18 protein-coding genes, 4 tRNA genes and 2 pseudogenes are annotated in these 18,296 nt (G+C 24.5%); 12 read left to right on the plus strand and 12 right to left on the minus strand.

Features of this window, described 5'->3' with window-relative positions; genetic code table 11:
* Positions 1–49: 49 nt before the first annotated feature.
* The 5 genes from trxA (at position 50) to D8S97_RS00745 (ending at position 2,199) form a co-directional block, all read left to right on the plus strand.
* Positions 50–376 carry a thioredoxin TrxA gene (gene trxA / locus D8S97_RS00725; RefSeq protein ID WP_158361012.1) on the plus strand — a complete coding sequence of 109 codons (327 nt, stop codon included), beginning with the start codon at positions 50–52 and terminating at the stop codon, positions 374–376.
* 146 nt (positions 377–522) lie between these two features.
* The gene (rho, locus tag D8S97_RS00730) at positions 523–1,782 is read left to right on the plus strand and encodes a transcription termination factor Rho (protein ID WP_158337677.1); all 1,260 of its coding nucleotides are present in this window, start codon (positions 523–525) and stop codon (positions 1,780–1,782) included.
* Between the two features lie 115 nt (positions 1,783–1,897).
* A tRNA-Arg gene (locus tag D8S97_RS00735) sits at positions 1,898–1,972 on the plus strand.
* Between the two features lie 59 nt (positions 1,973–2,031).
* A tRNA-His gene (locus D8S97_RS00740) sits at positions 2,032–2,107 on the plus strand.
* Positions 2,108–2,122: 15 nt separating this feature from the next.
* Positions 2,123–2,199 (plus strand) — tRNA-Pro (locus tag D8S97_RS00745).
* A 5-nt stretch (positions 2,200–2,204) separates the two neighbouring features.
* Here the strand turns inward: D8S97_RS00745 and D8S97_RS00750 are convergent.
* From D8S97_RS00750 to cyaY, 3 genes are all read right to left on the minus strand, one after another.
* Positions 2,205–2,621 (minus strand): uroporphyrinogen-III synthase, encoded by a 417-nt coding sequence (locus tag D8S97_RS00750; RefSeq protein WP_261789584.1) that lies wholly within the window; start codon positions 2,619–2,621, stop codon positions 2,205–2,207.
* Positions 2,622–2,957: 336 nt separating this feature from the next.
* Positions 2,958–3,902, minus strand: a complete 945-nt coding sequence (gene hemC / locus D8S97_RS00760; RefSeq protein ID WP_158361014.1) for a hydroxymethylbilane synthase — start codon at positions 3,900–3,902, stop codon at positions 2,958–2,960.
* 64 nt (positions 3,903–3,966) lie between these two features.
* On the minus strand, positions 3,967–4,332 hold the full coding sequence (cyaY, locus tag D8S97_RS00765; RefSeq protein ID WP_158361015.1) for an iron donor protein CyaY: 366 nt from the start codon (positions 4,330–4,332) through the stop codon (positions 3,967–3,969).
* A gap of 123 nt (positions 4,333–4,455) precedes the next feature.
* Between cyaY and dapF the strand changes: the two genes are divergently transcribed.
* From dapF to D8S97_RS00780, 3 genes are all read left to right on the plus strand, one after another.
* Positions 4,456–5,280 carry a diaminopimelate epimerase gene (dapF, locus tag D8S97_RS00770; RefSeq protein WP_222610135.1) on the plus strand — a complete coding sequence of 275 codons (825 nt, stop codon included), beginning with the start codon at positions 4,456–4,458 and terminating at the stop codon, positions 5,278–5,280.
* 21 nt (positions 5,281–5,301) lie between these two features.
* On the plus strand, positions 5,302–6,501 hold the full coding sequence (locus D8S97_RS00775; RefSeq protein ID WP_158361017.1) for an MFS transporter: 1,200 nt from the start codon (positions 5,302–5,304) through the stop codon (positions 6,499–6,501).
* A gap of 97 nt (positions 6,502–6,598) precedes the next feature.
* The gene (locus D8S97_RS00780; protein ID WP_158361018.1) at positions 6,599–8,071 is read left to right on the plus strand and encodes an inorganic phosphate transporter; all 1,473 of its coding nucleotides are present in this window, start codon (positions 6,599–6,601) and stop codon (positions 8,069–8,071) included.
* A gap of 71 nt (positions 8,072–8,142) precedes the next feature.
* Here the strand turns inward: D8S97_RS00780 and D8S97_RS00785 are convergent.
* Positions 8,143–8,885 (minus strand): annotated as a pseudogene (locus tag D8S97_RS00785) (class I SAM-dependent methyltransferase).
* A 269-nt stretch (positions 8,886–9,154) separates the two neighbouring features.
* On the opposite strand from D8S97_RS00785, the gene D8S97_RS00790 reads away from it, so the two are divergent.
* Positions 9,155–9,484, plus strand: a complete 330-nt coding sequence (locus tag D8S97_RS00790; protein ID WP_158361019.1) for a hypothetical protein — start codon at positions 9,155–9,157, stop codon at positions 9,482–9,484.
* Between the two features lie 62 nt (positions 9,485–9,546).
* Positions 9,547–10,575, plus strand: coding sequence for a hypothetical protein (locus tag D8S97_RS03175; RefSeq protein ID WP_261789585.1), 1,029 nt, complete (start codon positions 9,547–9,549; stop codon positions 10,573–10,575).
* Between the two features lie 70 nt (positions 10,576–10,645).
* Here D8S97_RS03175 and coaD read toward each other — a convergent pair whose 3' ends face one another.
* Positions 10,646–11,143 carry a pantetheine-phosphate adenylyltransferase gene (gene coaD, locus D8S97_RS00800; protein WP_158361020.1) on the minus strand — a complete coding sequence of 166 codons (498 nt, stop codon included), beginning with the start codon at positions 11,141–11,143 and terminating at the stop codon, positions 10,646–10,648.
* Between the two features lie 102 nt (positions 11,144–11,245).
* Here coaD and epmA point away from each other — a divergent pair, with 102 nt between their 5' ends.
* Positions 11,246–12,220, plus strand: a complete 975-nt coding sequence (epmA, locus tag D8S97_RS00805) for an elongation factor P--(R)-beta-lysine ligase (RefSeq protein WP_158361021.1) — start codon at positions 11,246–11,248, stop codon at positions 12,218–12,220.
* 4 nt (positions 12,221–12,224) lie between these two features.
* Here epmA and D8S97_RS00810 read toward each other — a convergent pair whose 3' ends face one another.
* The 4 genes from D8S97_RS00810 to hslV all read right to left on the minus strand — a co-directional run bounded on the left by D8S97_RS00810 (position 12,225) and on the right by hslV (position 15,657).
* Positions 12,225–12,998: an FAD-binding oxidoreductase gene (locus D8S97_RS00810; RefSeq protein WP_158361022.1), complete on the minus strand. Its 774-nt coding sequence runs from the start codon at positions 12,996–12,998 to the stop codon at positions 12,225–12,227.
* A 109-nt stretch (positions 12,999–13,107) separates the two neighbouring features.
* Positions 13,108–13,587: an Hsp20 family protein gene (locus D8S97_RS00815; RefSeq protein WP_158361023.1), complete on the minus strand. Its 480-nt coding sequence runs from the start codon at positions 13,585–13,587 to the stop codon at positions 13,108–13,110.
* A 196-nt stretch (positions 13,588–13,783) separates the two neighbouring features.
* Positions 13,784–15,115, minus strand: a complete 1,332-nt coding sequence (gene hslU / locus D8S97_RS00820) for an HslU--HslV peptidase ATPase subunit (protein ID WP_158361024.1) — start codon at positions 15,113–15,115, stop codon at positions 13,784–13,786.
* Positions 15,116–15,126: 11 nt separating this feature from the next.
* The gene (gene hslV, locus D8S97_RS00825; RefSeq protein WP_158361025.1) at positions 15,127–15,657 is read right to left on the minus strand and encodes an ATP-dependent protease subunit HslV; all 531 of its coding nucleotides are present in this window, start codon (positions 15,655–15,657) and stop codon (positions 15,127–15,129) included.
* Between the two features lie 555 nt (positions 15,658–16,212).
* Between hslV and rpmE the strand changes: the two genes are divergently transcribed.
* On the plus strand, positions 16,213–16,431 hold the full coding sequence (rpmE, locus tag D8S97_RS00830) for a 50S ribosomal protein L31 (protein ID WP_158361026.1): 219 nt from the start codon (positions 16,213–16,215) through the stop codon (positions 16,429–16,431).
* Positions 16,432–16,525: 94 nt separating this feature from the next.
* On the opposite strand, the gene D8S97_RS00835 is transcribed toward rpmE, so the two are convergent.
* From D8S97_RS00835 to orn, 3 genes and pseudogenes are all read right to left on the minus strand, one after another.
* The gene (locus tag D8S97_RS00835) at positions 16,526–17,248 is read right to left on the minus strand and encodes an N-acetylmuramoyl-L-alanine amidase (RefSeq protein WP_186821885.1); all 723 of its coding nucleotides are present in this window, start codon (positions 17,246–17,248) and stop codon (positions 16,526–16,528) included.
* A gap of 231 nt (positions 17,249–17,479) precedes the next feature.
* Positions 17,480–17,555 (minus strand) — tRNA-Gly (locus tag D8S97_RS00840).
* A gap of 162 nt (positions 17,556–17,717) precedes the next feature.
* Positions 17,718–18,255, minus strand: a pseudogene (gene orn / locus D8S97_RS00845) (oligoribonuclease).
* Positions 18,256–18,296: the final 41 nt, after the last annotated feature.

Here is an 18,296-nt window from a genome sequence, read left to right on the forward strand (position 1 = left end):
GCTAATTAAATAAATTTAAATTTTTTATTATTGAACTAGAGTAAAAAAAATGAACAAAATAATTGAACTTACTGATGACAATTTCGAAAAAAAAGTATTACAATCAAAAAATTTTGTACTAGTCGATTTCTGGGCGGAATGGTGTAACCCATGTAAAATACTAGCTCCTATTTTAGAAGAAGTGGCACAAGAATACTTTCATAAAGTTACGTTTGGTAAACTAAATATAGAAAAAAATCCAAATACTGCTCCTATTTATTCTATTCGTGGAATTCCAGCATTGCTATTATTTCGTGAAAAAGAAGTTCTTGCTACTAAAGTAGGAGCAATTTCTAAATTACAACTTAAAGAGTTTTTAAATGAAAATATTCAATAAATATTTATATTATAAATATTATTAATTAATTTTTAATTAAAAATTTAATTTTATGAAAAATTTATTAATGAAAATAAAAAAATTTATAATTTATATCACAGTTATCATTTCGAGATTTACCCCGATTTTACTAAGAACCCACCATTATGAATCTTACCGCACTTAAAAATATGCCAGTTTCTGAATTAATTACTCTTGGTGAAAAAATGGGGTTGGAAAATTTAGCGCGTATGCGTAAACAAGATATTATTTTTGCCATCCTTAAACAACATGCAAAAAGTGGAGAAGATATATTTGGAGACGGTGTTTTAGAAATATTACAAGATGGATTTGGTTTTTTACGTTCTGCTGATAGTTCTTATTTAGCCGGTCCTGATGATATATATGTTTCACCAAGTCAAATTCGTAGATTTAATTTACGTACTGGTGATACTATTTCAGGAAAAATAAGACCACCAAAAGAAGGTGAAAGATATTTCGCTCTGCTTAAAGTTAACGAAGTAAATTATGATAAACCGGAAAATGCTAGAAGTAAAATTCTTTTTGAAAATTTAACACCTTTACACGCTAATTCTCGATTAAGAATGGAAAGAGGAAACGGCTCAACTGAAGACTTAACAGCAAGAGTTCTTGATTTAGCCTCACCTATTGGACGAGGTCAAAGAGGTTTAATTGTAGCACCACCCAAAGCAGGAAAAACGATATTATTACAAAATATTGCACAAAGTATAGCTTACAATCATCCAGATTGCGTACTGATGGTTTTATTAATTGATGAAAGACCAGAAGAAGTTACTGAAATGCAAAGACTAGTGAAGGGAGAAGTCGTTGCATCTACTTTTGATGAACCTGCGTCAAGACATGTTCAAGTTGCTGAAATGGTTATTGAAAAAGCCAAAAGATTAGTAGAACATAAAAAAGATGTAATTATATTACTCGATTCTATCACTCGTTTAGCACGTGCTTACAACACAGTTGTTCCAGCATCAGGAAAAGTTTTAACAGGAGGAGTAGATGCTAATGCTTTACATAGACCTAAAAGATTTTTCGGTGCAGCTCGAAATGTAGAAGAAGGAGGAAGTTTAACAATTATTGCAACAGCATTAGTTGATACCGGATCAAAAATGGACGAAGTTATTTATGAAGAATTTAAAGGAACAGGAAACATGGAACTGCCATTGTCAAGGAAAATAGCAGAAAAACGTGTTTTTCCTGCTATTGATTACAATCGATCTGGTACTAGAAAAGAAGAACTATTAACTTTACCAGATGAATTGCAAAAAATGTGGATTTTAAGAAAAATAATTCATCCTATGAGTGAAATAGATGCAATGGAATTTTTATTAAACAAATTATCTATGACAAAAACAAACGATGAATTTTTTGATATGATGAAACGTTCGTAAAGATTAAAAATATTTTTTTACTTTATATTATTTTTGTTTTTTAAAATTTTAAAAAAAAAACTGGACAATAAAGATTATTAATCTTAAACTAATCTAGTTTGGTTTTATTTTAAATGCGCTCGTAGCTCATTTTGGATAGAGCGCTATCTTCCGAAGGTAGAGGTATCAGGTTCAAATCCTGTCGAGCGCACTTTTTACAAAATATAATAAATAATTTTTAAAAATATTCAAAAAAATAATGAAATTTTGGTGGCTATAGCTCAGTTGGTAGAGTTCTGGATTGTGATTCCAGTGGTCATGGGTTCAAATCCCATTAGCCACCCCAAAATAAAATATTTTACGGCGAATAGCGCAGCTTGGTAGCGCAACTGGTTTGGGACCAGTAGGTCAGAGGTTCAAATCCTCTTTCGCCGACCAAAAAATTAAGTTTTATTATTAATTTTACTAATTAATTCTAGTAAACTATTGTTATTTGCATAATCAGAAACAACTACATCATGCCAACCAATCTCTTTGGCTATCTTTTCTAATCTATTTCCAACAACAATAATTTTACATTTAAACAACCATTGAATTTTATCAGGAACAGAAATTATTTTATTTAATTGATATAATGTTTCACTGTTTGTTACTACAAGTGTATTTATTTTGTAATAACGCCATTTTTTTGTTTCTGAAACAATATCTATAATTTTAAATATTCTTTTATAACATTCAACAACAGATACATCACAACCTTTTTTTATCAAATATTTTTTTATTAATTTTCTTCCATTTTCCCCTTGTAATAAAATAATTTTTTTCTTTAAAAGATTACTTTGACATAAAATAGATAACAAATTTTCACTGTTTTCTTTATTCTTAGGAATTAAAATTTTTTTTTAACATATTTTTTTAAAAGAATCGCAGTACTTTTACCAATAGCATAATATATTGGATATATCGGCCATATTAATTTTTTTTTTTTAAATAAATATTTATGTAATAAATAGAAGTTTTAGAAAAAATCAGAATTATATCTGATATATATATATCATAAATTTTTCTTGATACACTATTTTCTGTTTTACTCGGATAAAAATCAAATAAAGAGAAATGTAAAGAAAATACATCTATATTATTTAAATTCCTTACTAATTTTTTTCCCTCTGGAGAGGGTCTCATAACTAATATTTTCATATGTAATGTGATTTTTTTATATAAAAATTGTCTAAAATTTTTCTTGCCCCATTATTAAGTAATTCTTTTGCTAAAGAATAACCCATTTCTTCTGCAGTATTATACCAACCGAATCTTTCTCCTTTTAATATTATTTCACCATCTGGTGAACCAACTAATCCTCTAAGCCAAATTTTTTTCTTTTTAAGAATTGCGTAGCTTCCAATTGGAATTTGACATCCAGCTTCTAATTTTTTACAGAATGCTCTTTCTGCATTGATTTCAATAAAAGTATTAAAATGATTTAAACGTGATAAAAAAAATAATATTCTTTTATCATGTAATCTAGATTGTATACCAATAGAACCTTGACCACAGGAGGGAAGAGATAACTCAGCTGGTATAATTTGAGTAATTCTATGTTTTAAATTTAATCTATTTAATCCTTCAGCAGCTAAAATAATTGCATCATATTTACCTTCGTCTAACTTAGCAATTCTTGTTTCTACATTACCTCTTAATGGTGATACAATTAAATCTGGCCGATAAGTAACTAACTGACATTGTCTTCTTAAACTGGATGTACCAATTATTGCTCCTTTCGGTAAATGATTAATAGATTGATAACGATTAGAAACTAATGAATCTAATGGATTTCCTCTCTTACATATACTAATTAAACATAATTCTTTTGTGATATGAACAGGAAGATCTTTCATTGAATGTATAGCAATATCCGCTTTATTTTCAAGAAGAGCAAACTCTAATTCTTTTATAAATAAACCTTTTCCTCCAATTTTAGAAAGAGATTTATTTAAAATATTATCTCCATGAGTAACAATAGGTATTATTTTTATATTTAAATCTGGATATAAAGATAACAACTTTTTTTGTACATATTTAGTTTGTTGTAGAGCCAAGGGACTTTTTCTAGTAGCAATTCTTAATGTTTGTTTTCGCATATTACAATTCGTATTATTATAGAGATATTATTTAGTATTTTAAAATACTTAAAAAAATTATTTTTTATTTTGCGGTTCTTTTTATAGTAGTAAAAATTAAATTTTTATTTGATTGCATAGAACATGATTTTTCAAATATTTCCCAAAAATTTTTGTTACTGCGATTACAAATCCATTTATCTGTCTCGTAATTAAAATGATATGCATTTAATTTTGTAGCTAACCATACTTGTTGCAATGATTCTTGTTTGTTAATAACAATTATACTTTTATTTGAAAAAGTAATAGTCATAACATAATCTTGCACTTCATAATCAATATCAATTTTATTATCGTAAAAATTTAAATTATCTTCTATCTTTGAAAATAAATCATCTACTAATTTATAAAAATTATTATTTATTTCAGTAAAAATTGTATTTTTTTTCATTTTTTATATCCTTGAATAATAAATTTGATTATATTAAGTTAATAAAGATAATTATCTTTAATAAAAAAAGAAAATTACTATTAGGAAAAAAAAATGTTTTCAAATCATAAAAAAAAGAAAAAGATTAATTTTTCCAAAATGCATGGTTTAGGTAATGATTTTATGGTTATTGAATCAATTAAACAAGATTTTATTTTGAATCAATCAATTATCAAAAAATTATCTAATCGAAATACTGGAATCGGTTTTGATCAATTATTATTAATTGAAAAATCAAATAATCTTAAATTTGATTTTCATTATCGTATTTTTAACTCTAATGGAAATGAAGTTGAACAATGTGGAAATGGTGCTCGATGTGTAGGTTTATTTCTTCTTTTAAAAGGTTTAACTAATAAAAAAACAATTAGTTTAAGTACTAATAAAAAAAATATATTTATAAAATTTATTGCTGATAACAATATTAAAGTTAACATGAACGAACCTAATTTTAAATTAGAAGAAATACCTGTTTCAAAAAAAATTACATCGAAAAATTTTTGCGTGAAACTTTTAAATAAAAATTTAATATGCAGCTTAGTTTCTATCGGCAATCCTCATTGTGTTATTCAAGTAGAATCTATAAATAATGCACCTGTAAAAAAAATTGGCAAATTTTTAGAAAAAAATTCAATATTTACTCACGGGATAAATATAGGTTTTATGAAAATTATAAATAAAAATCATATTCAGTTAAGAGTTTATGAACGTGATGTAGGTGAAACTCAGTCTTGTGGTAGTGGTGCTTGTGCAGCTGTTGCAGTAGGTATTGCTAAAAATCTTCTTTGTGATAATGTTAAAGTAGATTTATTAGGTGGAAGTTTAATCATTAAATGGAAAGGTTTTAATTATCCTCTTTATATGATAGGACCGGCTCATCATGTTTACGACGGGTATATATACATATAAGAAACATTTTGTATTTGAAAGATGTTTTTTATACTTTTGGAAAAAAAAAATGCTATTAAAAAAAAAAATACAAAAAAATTTAATCAAATTGTTTTATCTCTTTTTTTAGGCGGGTTTTCTAGTTTTTCTATTTTATACTGTGTACAATCAATTTTACCAGTATTTTCTAAACAATTTTCTTTAACTGCAACAGAAAGTAGTTTATCTTTGTCAGCTGCAACAGCAACAATGGCTATTGGAACACTATTTATTGGTCCTTTATCAGATAGAATTGGTCGAAAATCAATTATGTCTTCTTCTTTACTAATAGCAGCAATACTTACTATTATATGTTCTATTACAAATAGTTGGTTAATTATTGTTTTTCTTCGTGCTTTAACTGGATTAGCATTAAGTGGTGTTGTTGCAGTTGCTATGACTTACATTATTGAAGAAGTACATCCAAATTCTGTTTCATTTTGTATGGGATTATATATTAGCGGAAACACAGTGGGTGGATGTTCTGGAAGACTTTTAAGTAGTTTTTTAGCAGAATATTTCTCTTGGAATATTGCATTTGTAATAATTGGTTTTTTTTCTTTAATATCATCTTGTCTATTTTTATATTTTTTACCATCATCAAAAAACTTTTATCCTATTTCTATAAATCTTCATAAATTTTTAAAAAATTTTTACTTGCATCTAAAAAACCCAACATTACTTGTTTTATTTGCAATAGGATTTATTTTAATGGGTAGTTTTATTACAATTTTTAATTATATTGGTTATCGATTAATGTTATCACCATTTTTTTTATCTTCTTCAAGCATAGGATTTACATCTATTATTTATTTAACTGGAGTCTATAGTTCTCCTAAAGCTGGTATTTTGATAAATCAATATAATCGAAGTAGTATATTAAGAATAGCACTATTATTAATGATTTTAGGTGTTTTAATTACACAATATAATCAAATTTATATAATTATTTTAGGATTAGTAATATTTTCAGGTGGATTTTTTGCATCTCATTCTATTGCAAGTAGCTGGATTAGTTCTTATGCAAAGATTGCTAAAGTTCAAGCAACTTCTTTGTATTTATTTTTCTATTATTTAGGATCAAGTATATTTGGTACGTTTGGAGGATTTTTTTGGTTTTATTCAAAATGGATAGGTATTTCAGCTTTTATTATAATTATTTTAATTTTTGGCATTTTTTTATCTTTAAAATTAGAAAAATAACATAATTTTTTAAATAAAATTTATATTTTACTTTCCTCTAACACGGTTTCTCACAGATAATAAACTTAGTTCAATTCATCAAAATGGCTTAAAGATCATGCTATATTTATTTTCTTATTCTGATTTGAATCATAGTTTATTTGTTTTACTTGCTTTAGTTTTTGTATTGTGTTACGAAGCTATTAATGGATTTCATGATACAGCCAATGCTGTGTCAACATTAATTTACACACGGGCAACTTCAGCTCATTTTGCAGTTATAATGTCAGGTGTATTTAATTTTCTTGGTGTTCTTCTTGGAGGCTTAACAGTTGCATATGCGATTGTTCATTTATTACCTAACGATTTATTATTAAATACTGATTCAAAACATGCTCTTGCTATGGTTTTTTCCATGTTATTGGCGGCTATACTATGGAATTTATCTACATGGTATTTTTGTTTGCCAGCTTCAAGTTCACATTCACTTATTGGAGCAATAATTGGAATTGGTTTGACTAATGCAATAACTACTGGTTCGTCTTTAGTATATGCATTAAATATTCCTAAAATGACAAATGTTTTTTTATCTCTTATTTTTTCTCCTATTGTAGGCTTGATAATTTCTGGGAGTTTAATATTTTTGTTACGTTTTTTTTTAAAAAAGAAAAAAAATTTTTATCGTATTCATATGACTCCATTAGAACGAGAAAAAAAAGACGGGAAAAAAAAACCACCTTTTTTAATTAAAATTGCTTTAATTTTATCATCTATCGGAGTAAGTTACGCTCATGGTGCAAATGATGGTCAAAAGGGAATCGGTTTATTAATGCTTGTTCTTATTGGAATTACACCATGTAACTTTTTAGTTAATTTAAATGCATCTAAAAAAGAAATTATTTATACAAAAAATGCAATTAATCATTTATATGAATACTATTTGAAAAACAAAATTAAAATAATTAATAATACTAATAATCAAAAAAAAATTAATAACACAATAAAAAATTATAATTATTTTCAAGTTATAAAAAGCATAAAAAAAACTAAAATTTTATTACAAGATATCTATGATTATAATCAATTAAACATACAAAAAAGATTTAAATTACGTCATTTTTTACTTCTTCTTTCCGAAAATATTGATCAAACAATGAATTTTTTGAATATTTCTAAAAAAGAGAAAAATTTCCTGGAAAAAAGTAAAAAAGACATACTTAAAACAATTGAATATGCACCTATGTGGATAATATTAATTATCGCACTCTCTTTATCTGTGGGTACAATGATTGGTTGGAAACGTATAGTAATAACTATTGGTGAAAAAATAGGAAAAAAAAGAATGACATATGCGCAAGCTATGTCAGCACAAATAACTGCTTCGTTATCAATTGGGATAGCAAGTTATACAGGAATACCTGTATCTACAACACATATTTTATCTTCGTCTGTGGCTGGAGCGATGTTAAGCGATGGAGATGGAATTCAAATTAGTACAATAAAAAACATTGCTCTTGCTTGGATATTAACCTTACCTGTTTCAATTTTATTATCTAGTTTTTTTTATTGGATAGCTCTTTTATTAATATAAAAAATTTTAAAAGATTGACAATATTTTTAATATAGGAGTACGTTTTACAATAAAATGTACTCCTATTTTTTTTATTTAAAAGGAAGATATATATCAAAACGATGATGTTTATTACTAATAATAAAATCTACTTTATCATTAGATATAGGATTAGCATAAGATGGTCTTTTTACAACAATTCTTTTTTTTGCAAATTTTCTTGCAACATTTAATAAATCTTTAGATTGATTACTTTTATTTGTTAACTTTCTCAAAAATTGCATGTTTTTTTTAGGAAGAGACTTTCTTTTATTACTTGGATACATTGGATCTAAATAAATGACATCTGGTTTTAAAATTTCCATATTAAGCATATTTAAGCTATTGTTAAAAATTAAGTGTAATCTTTTTTTTAACCAAAAACCAATATTTTCATCTTTATAACCTCTTTGTAATCCATCTTTTAATAAAGCGGCAATTACAGGATGACTTTCTATCATAACGACATGGCATCCTAAAAAGGAAAGTAAAAAAGCATCTTTTCCCAATCCTGCTGTTGCATCTAACACAGAAGGAAAATAGTTTTTTTTGATTCCTATAGCTTTATAGATAATTTCATTTTTTTTTTAAAATTTAAACATCTATAATTATTTCTTTTCGAACTAAAATTAACTTTTATAGATTTTTTTTGAGGTGTTGAACGATCATATAATTCTAAAGAGTTGGAATTCATTATTAATGCCATAGAAGAATTTTTATCATGTTGTAAACGATATTCATGAATTAAATTTTGTATTCTTTGATTTTTATGATTTATTATTAAATATATATTCATAATATTTTTTATTTTTTTAAAATTAATTAATTGACTTTTTTAAAAATACATTTTATAATTAAATTAAATTTTTTTTTATTTTTGTTTCTTTATTTTAAGAACTTAAATTTAATAAATTTTTTTTGTATAGTTATAAAACTTTAAAATTGTAATTAATAATCTATTTTTTTGTTTTTAAAAAAAATTTAATTTACAATTTTTAAAAAAATTTACGTTAAGACTGAGATAGTAAATTCTGAGATAGTAAATTAAAAAAAGGAAAAAAAATTATGTCATCTAATATTACTCTAGTTGATAAATTAAATCCAACACGTTTTAATCAAAATGACAAATTAAAAACTAAAATTGATGAAATATACCACGAATCATTAAAAAATATTAAAAATTCTTCAGAAATTTTAACACAAGAAAAAAAATATCCTATTAGTAGCACTAAAGTTTCTATTAATTATGTTGAAAATGAAAATGAAAATAGTCCAATTGATTTAGAAGAATTTTATAGAAAATATTTATTAAAATTCAATGATTTCATAGATATGAAAAAAAAACTTCTTCTGAATCCTCTTCTGAAAGTACTTCCTATAATCCAATCGATATAATAAAAAAAATTCAAAAAAAAATTCAAGATATAGTTAAAGATATTAATTTAAAAAAACAAATCATGGATTCTCTTAATGCATTAAAAAATACTGTACTTAGTGCTTATGAGACAGTTAAAAACGAAACTATAAATCTTTTTAATGGTACAACCTTCTTAAAAATTTTTAACGCAGGATGTGAGTTATTCTCACAGCCGACAGAATCAACTAAAGAGACAAGTGAAAAAATTGATAATTTGATGAATCAAGTTGAAGAATTAGGTAAAACAATTGAATCTTCAAAATTTTTTATACATACTATAATTGAAAAAGTTAAAGAACAAGGAAGATTAAAAGTAGTTAATAAATTAAATAAAAATCCACAGCATCCAGAATATGAAAGTTCTTTTCCAGAGCTTAATGTTATGGTTCCTAAAAAAGAAAATTTAAATAAATGGTATCCATTTAATTTAGATGAAAGTTTTGATATAGAAGTAAGAGAAGGTGCTTTAAAAGTTAATCAAAAATTTAAAGATAGAATGAATAGAACTATTGAGAAATCCCATTATAAATATTTCACAGATAATAATGTTTGGACAGTTTCAGATAGATTAGATGTATCACCTGAAAATTTCTTTTCTACGATTGCGCATTTTCAAAAAATATACGAAAAATTAAAATCTTCTTCTCAAGAATTAAATAAAGATTTTATGACAGATTTTAATTCATCTCTTTTTGTTGTTGATGGAAATTTAATTTATTCTACAAATAAAGAAGATATGATAGAAAAATTTAAAAAAATCGTTCCAAATGTTACAGATCAAAAGTTAATTTCTGCATATGCACATCCAAAAATTTTAAGTCAATCTTATTTCCAATTGCTTTCTAAACATCCAGAACTAAATGAATATCAAATTATAAATTCAAGAAATGTTTATACAATTACACACATAGATAATAATCAAATAAAATTAGTGGCTACCAACTTATCTAATTTACGTGCAAAAGACGAAAATTCTGTTCAGCCGTATTATTCTTTTGGAATACGTACAAGTATAATTATTTCTTCTAAAAATGCACCAGCAATGAAATTTTCACATTTTGTTCGTTAATTTGTTAACATAAACATTTTTTTAAAAAAATAGGGTATATGAAATATACCCTATTTTTCAAAAATAGTATTTATCTATTAGAAATATCTTTAAATTTTTCCATTAAAGCAAAATGTATTTCTTTAGGAAGATAAGGTTTAATATTACCTTTATATTTTGCTATTTCTTTCACAAAAGATGAAGATATAAACGAAACTTCTTTAGAAGAAAGAAAAAAAATACTATCTAAATCAGGATAAATTTGTTTATTTATAGCAGCTAATTTTATTTCATAATCAAAATCAAATATTGTTCTTACTCCCCTAATTAAAATATTAGTTTTTTCTTTTTTTGCTAAATTAGCAAGCAAACCATTAAATCCAATTACTTTTTTTATATTTTTAAGATGTAATGTAGCTACTTTAGTTAATTTTATTCTTTCTTTTAAATTAAAAATAGTTTTTTTATTGAGATTGTTAGAAATAGCAATAGTGATATTATCAAAAATTTTTGCTGCGCGAGTTATGATGTCTAAATGTCCGTATGTAATTGGATCAAATGTACCTGGATATATTGCTATTTTTTTCATTTTTTATTTTTTTTTATTTACTGATTAATTATGTTTAAGTCATTTATTATATATATAATATTTTTTTAAAATTAATATTTTTATTTTTTAAAGGGAAAATATATGCAAAAAAAATGGCAACCTAGTTCTTCTATTAAAATTTTAAAAAAACGATCAAAAATTATTGCTAATATTCGTTCTTTTTTTTTAAAAAAAAACGTTATGGAAGTAGAAACTCCAATATTATCTCGATCATCAGTAACAGATATAAATTTGACTCCATTTGAAACAAATTACTTTTCTTTTAATAGTAATCTAAAAAAAATTAAATTATGGCTAATAACTAGTCCAGAATATCATATGAAACGTTTATTAGCAGCAGGAAGTGGATCTATATATCAAATTTGTCGTAGTTTTAGAAATCAAGAATTTGGTCAATATCACAATCCAGAATTTACCATTCTTGAATGGTATCAACTTTCTTTTTCTATGGAAAGAATGATTGAAGAAATAGACTGTTTTTTTCAAGAAATTTTGAATTTTGATAAATCAGATAAAATTTCTTATCAAGAAACATTTATAAAATATTTACAAATAGATCCCTTATCTACTAACTTATCTGAATTATTACAATGTTATAAAAAATTTAAATTAGAGCATTTAATTCATTTTGAAAACGATTTAAGTAAATTAATAGAAATGCTTTTTACATTACAAATACAACCTTTTCTTGGAAAAGAAAAACCATTATTTGTTTATCATTTTCCTTTAGAACAAGCTTCTCTTGCTGCTATGAACGTAAAAGATAATCGTATTTCAGAAAGATTTGAAATTTTTTTTAAAGGTATTGAATTAGGAAATGGTTTTTATGAATTAACAGATTATTTTGAACAAAAAAATCGTTTTTTAAAAGATAATGAAAAACGTCAAGATATGAATCTTCCCAAACAAAAAATAGATAGTTATTTTCTAAATGCAATGAACTATGGTTTACCAATTTGTTCAGGAGTAGCTATTGGTTTAGATCGTTTAATTATGATAGCATTAAATCAAAAAAGTATTGATCAAGTTATGTCTTTTTCATTTGATCGTTGTTAAAAAATTACCAATAATTTTCCATGGTAATATGACCACGTTTGCGTCGCAAATTCTTTTTCATAAGTCGATTCTCTTGTAAAAATAAATATGTATCTTTTACCATAAATGGATTTCCACATAACATAACATGTGAATTATTGGAATTAATTTTTAAACCAATTTTTTTTTCTAAAATTTGATTTTTTAATAAAAAAGGAATTCTTCCGTGCAATGAATTATCAATTTTTTCTCGACTTAATATTGTTTCAATTTTTAATTTTCCATTGTATTTCTTATGAAGTTCTTTCATTAAAGGAAGATAGGTTAAATCATTTTTATATCGTACAGCATGTATTAAGACAATGTTTTTAAATCTATTAACATCTTTGCCTTCTTGTAATATAGAACAATAAGGACCTATTGCAGTACCAGTAGCAAACATCCACAACGTTTCACAAGTCTGTATTTCATCTAAGGTAAAAAAACCAAATGAATTTTTTTTAATAAATAAACTATCTCCAGATTTTAAATTATATAAAAGATTACTTAATTTTCCATTAGGTACTCGAACAATATAAATTTCCAAATTTTTATTACTTGGAGCATTGACAAAAGAATATGCTCTTTGAATTTTTTTTTTCTGAATATTATTTGAAGAAGTTATATTTTCTTCATTTAAAGCTAATTTTGTAAATTGTCCAGCTTGAAAAGGAGAAATTGATGCATGTAAAATAAGACTAAATAAATTCTCAGTCCATTTATGAACTTTCAAAACATTAGCATTAATCCATGGATTCACTAATTTATTCCTCTATTGATTTTTAATATTTGAATCATTGTACTTATTTTAGAACAAGTACAATGATTAATTTAAAAAAATATTCATTTTTTTTAAAAATTTTTATATTTTATTTTTTTTCAATTTCTGTAACTTTACTGGGAATATTAATAAATATTTTTTTAGGTTTTTCTTCATCTGGTACTTTGCATTCAAAATTAATTTGTAATAGTCCTAAAAATAGTTCTGCTTTTTTAACTTGGATTTTATGATCAAAATTAAAATTTAAAGAGAAATCATTAAATATAATACCTTTGTGTAGATGTTTTTTTATTTTATGATTATCATTTTTTTGATTCTTTTTTTTCCCCTGTATTATTAATTGACTATTATGTACAGAAATATCTACTTCTTTCTCTTCATATCCAGGAATACTTAATATTAATTCATATTTATGTTCGTCAATTTGATATAAATTGTATGCTGGTGTTTCTGATAAAGGTTTTTCTCCTGTTAGAGTACTAAAAATTTTATCAATTTGATTAAATCTATTTGAAAAAACACTATTTTGATTAATATTTGGTAAAAAAGAAAAAGAACGGTAAGACATAAAACCTCCTTTTATAAATTATATTAGTGTTGTATTCTAATAATTAATATTCAAATTAAAAAGAGTTCTTTGATTAATATAGGGTTGTATTTTTTTTTTTTCAATGTTTAGTTATCATAAATAATAAAAATATTTATTTTAAAAGATATTTATCTATTTTTACTATACTAAAATAGTAAATAAATATTATAAGAAATTATAAAATGAATCGACTTAAATCTTCATTAGATATCAGTTGATCTAAATGTTTTCCAACATATTCTGAATTAATTTCAATAGTTTTACCATTATTATCACTGGCGTTAAAAGAAATATCTTCCATAAGTTTTTCTAATATTGTATGTAAACGACGAGCTCCAATGTTTTCCATAGATTCATTAACTTTCCAAGCAGCTTCTGCAATATTTCGTATTCCTTCTTTTGTAAAATTTATATATACACCTTCTGTTTTCATAAGTGCTTTATATTGTGCAGTAATTGATGCAGTTGGTTCAGTTAAAATTTTTTCAAAATCATTGATTGTTAATGCTTGCAACTCCACTTTAATTGGAAGTCGTCCTTGTAATTCTGGAATTAAATCAGAAGGTGTTGATGTTTGAAAAGCACCTGACGCAATAAATAAAATATGATCTGTCTTAACCATTCCATATTTAGTTGATACTGTACAACCTTCAACTAATGGAAGTAAATCTCTTTGTACACCTTCTCGAGAAATATCTGGACCAGAAGAATCACCTCTTTTGCATATTTTATCAATTTCATCAACGAATACTATACCATTTTGTTCGACTGCATTAATCGCTTCTTTTTTAATTTCTTCTTGATTTATCAATTTGGCAGCTTCTTCTTCTTTTAATAATAGAACTGCATCTTTTATTTTCAACCGTCTTGTATTTTTTTTATGACCTCCTAAGTTTTGAAAAAGAGATTGTAACTGACTTGTTAATTCTTCCATACCAGGTGGCGCCATTATTTCTACGCCCATAGTAGTAGCTAATAAATTAATTTCAATTTCTTTTTCATCAAGAACACCTTCTCTTAATTTTTTTCGAAATATTTGCAAGGTATTTAATAAACTTTCATTTTTTTCATTTTCTGTCCAGTTATTTTTTGGTCTAGGAACTAAAACATCTAATATTCTTTCTTCAACTATTTCTTCAACTCGAATTTTGTTTTTTTCAATATTTTTGACTCGAATCATTTTAATAGCAGCGTCTGTTAAATCTCGAATGATTGAATCTACTTCTTTCCCGACATATCCAACTTCAGTAAATTTAGTGGCTTCTACTTTTATAAAAGGTGAGTCTGCTAATTTAGCTAATCTTCTAGCAATTTCTGTTTTTCCTACTCCAGTAGGGCCAATCATTAAGATGTTTTTGGGAGTAATTTCATGGCGTAGTTCATTATTTAACTGCATTCTACGCCAACGATTTCTTAATGCAATAGAAACAGCTTTTTTTGCTTGTTCTTGACCAATGATAAACTTATCAAGTTCAGAGACAATTTGAGGGGGAGTCATTTCAGACATATAAATAATCCTTATTTTCCTGAAAATAGTTCTTTTATAGTAAAACTATGATTAGTGTAAATACAAATATTTGCTGCAATATTTAATGATTTTTCTACGATTTCATTAGCACTAAGTTTAGTGTTATCAATTAATGCACGTGCTGCTGATTGAGCATAAGAACCACCAGAACCTATTGCGATTAAATCATCTTCAGGTTGAATTACGTCGCCATTTCCAGTAATAATTAAAGAATTATCTTTATCAGCAACTGCTAATAAGGCTTCTAATTTACGTAGCATTCTATCAGATCTCCAATCTTTCGCTAATTCAATAGCAGCACGTTGTAGTTGACCTTGATACATAGCTAATTTTTTTTCAAACATTTCAAATAAAGTGAAAGCATCTGCAGTTCCACCTGCAAAACCAGCAATTACCTTTTCATGATAAAGTGTTCTAATTTTTTTAACATTACTTTTCATAATAGTATTGCCTAAAGTTGCTTGTCCATCACCTCCAATTACTACTTTATTTTTTAATCTTACACTGAGTATTGTGGTCACAAGAAGAACCTCTTAAAAATAATGTGTTTATTTTTTTTTAATTATATAAAAAATAAAATTTTTAATATAAAATTAAGAATTTTAACTTTAATGTAAAAAAATTATTTAAGTAAAATTATCAATAAGATCAAATTTTATTTTGTATAAAAAATATTTAAGTTTACTGGTTTCTTAAAAATTTTTTAAGAATTATAAATGTTCTAATTTCTGAATATATTTCCATTTTTCTTTAGGTTTAGGAGGTAATAAATCATTACTTTTTTCTTTATTTATAAAAATTTTTTTTTCTGCATCTTTTGGCTTGTTAAAAAAAACATTTAAAAAAGAAAAAAAAAGAATAGTTGCTATAATAATAACAAGAATATGATATTTATTTAAATTTATATTCTTTTTTTTGTTTTTTTTTTTTTTTTGAAATATATTGAATTAATTTTATTGTTATCGTTGTACATATTTGCTTAATATATTTTATTTAAATTGAAAAATATTAATTATTAGTAGACCAATAATCGTATAATAGAATAGATATTATTAGTATATTTTAGGAAAATTTTTATGAAAAAAAAAATACACCCAGCTTATTCTCAAATAACAGCTACTTGTTCATGTGGAAATATAATTGAAATTTTTTCAACCGTTAATCTAAATCTAAACTTAGATATATGTGCAAAATGTCATCCATTTTATACTGGAAAACAAAGAATTATTGATACTGGAGGACGAGTTGAAAGATTTAAAAAACGTTTTAAATTGATTAAGAAAGATACGATATAAATTATTTTTTTAATTTATAATCTTTTGATTTTAAGCATCTTAAATAATATTTTAGATGCTTAAAATAATTTTTAAAATCATTTTTTTAATTTTTTTACGTATCTCTCAAATTAGAGAGAAATGTATCTTGAAAATAATTTTTTAAACCCATATAAATAGCATTTGCAATTTTATTTTGGTATTCGTCAGTTCTTAATTTTTTTTCTTCTGAAAAATTCGTGATAAATCCTGTTTCTATTAACATAGAAGGTGTGTTTATAGAGCTTAGTATTCCTAAACTAGCATAGTTTGGTGTTATTTTATCTAATTTTATAATTTTTTTAAATTGTTGAAATACATAATTGGATAAGTTAATTTCCATTTTTTGAAAATTATTAAATTGTAAATCAAGAATAGTTTTTTTTAAAAAAAGATCATATTTTTTGTTTTGAATTAAATTTTGAATATTTTTAGGAAAATATATGTGTTCTTTTGTATCTTTTATAAAATTATTAATTTCGCGATGCATTCTTTCATTAGTAGTAATCCAGATTGATGCACCTGATACATATTTCTTTTTAGATGAGTCTACGTGGATAGATATTAAAAAGCTTACATGATTGTTTTTTAGAAAATCTCTTCTTTTTTTTAAAGAAACATAAGAATCATCATTTCGTGTTAAAACTGGATAAAACAGATTACTGTTTTTTAATAAATTTTTAAGCTTTATCCCAATTTTTAAAGTTATTTTTTTTTCTTGCAATCCTAGACTGTTTACTGCTCCTGGATCTTGTCCTCCGTGTCCTGGATCAATTAAAATAATAAATTTTTTTAATATTTTTTTTACATTCTTTTTATTTTTTTGGTTTTTTTTTATATTTTTAAAAAAAATAATTATTTTTTTGTGAATTGTCTTTTTTAAAAATAACTTCATTTATTTTATTTGCAGACTGTGTTGGAAAGGTTATTAATAAGATAGCAAATATTATCCATTTATAAAAAGAACAAAAAATCATACATTTTCCTTCTATAATATTAATTTTAGACTGATAATATAAAAAAATGTAAATGGAGCGGGAAACGAGATTCGAACTCGCGACCCCAACCTTGGCAAGGTTGTGCTCTACCAACTGAGCTATTCCCGCAAAAAATTTTACAAATTATAATTTTATTTTTATCAATATTTATTTATCTTATATACATAAGATGTATTTATCAAGCTTTCTTTTAAGAAAAATTATTTTATTTAATATTTTTTTTAAATAATTTTTAACTATAATAATAAAATTATTATGTTTAACGTATATTTAAATATTGAAGAAAATTTTTTTATAAAAATTTAATTCTATTATAGATTCGTGAATATCTTCTAGTGCTGTATGATTTTTTTTTTTTTTTTATTATGAAAGGATACCATCGATTTACTAATTCTTTAACAGTACTAACATCTATACATCGATAATGAAAATATTTTTCTAAATTTGGCATATATCGAGATAAAAACTTTCTATCTTGATAGACACTATTACCGCAAATAGGTGATGATTTTATAGGAACCCATTTTTTTAAAAAAGATATTATTTCATATTCAGCTTTCAACTCATCATACGTACTTTTTTGAACACGTTTTATTAGTCCATTTTTTTTATGTATTTTAATATTCCATTCATCCATCAGCATCATATGTTTTTCTTTTTGATGAATAGCAATAACGGGACCTTCTGAAAGTATATTTAATTTTTTATCTGTAATTACTGTGGCAATTTCAATAATTCGATGTATTTCAGCGTTTAATCCAGTCATTTCTAAATCAATCCAAATAAGATTTTTATCATTAATTATCATAATTTTTTTATTAATTTTGATGTGTCTGTTATAAAAAACAA

Source organism: Buchnera aphidicola (Rhopalosiphum maidis) (genome assembly GCF_003671935.1).
Taxonomy (GTDB): Bacteria; Pseudomonadota; Gammaproteobacteria; order Enterobacterales; family Enterobacteriaceae; genus Buchnera; species Buchnera aphidicola_AL.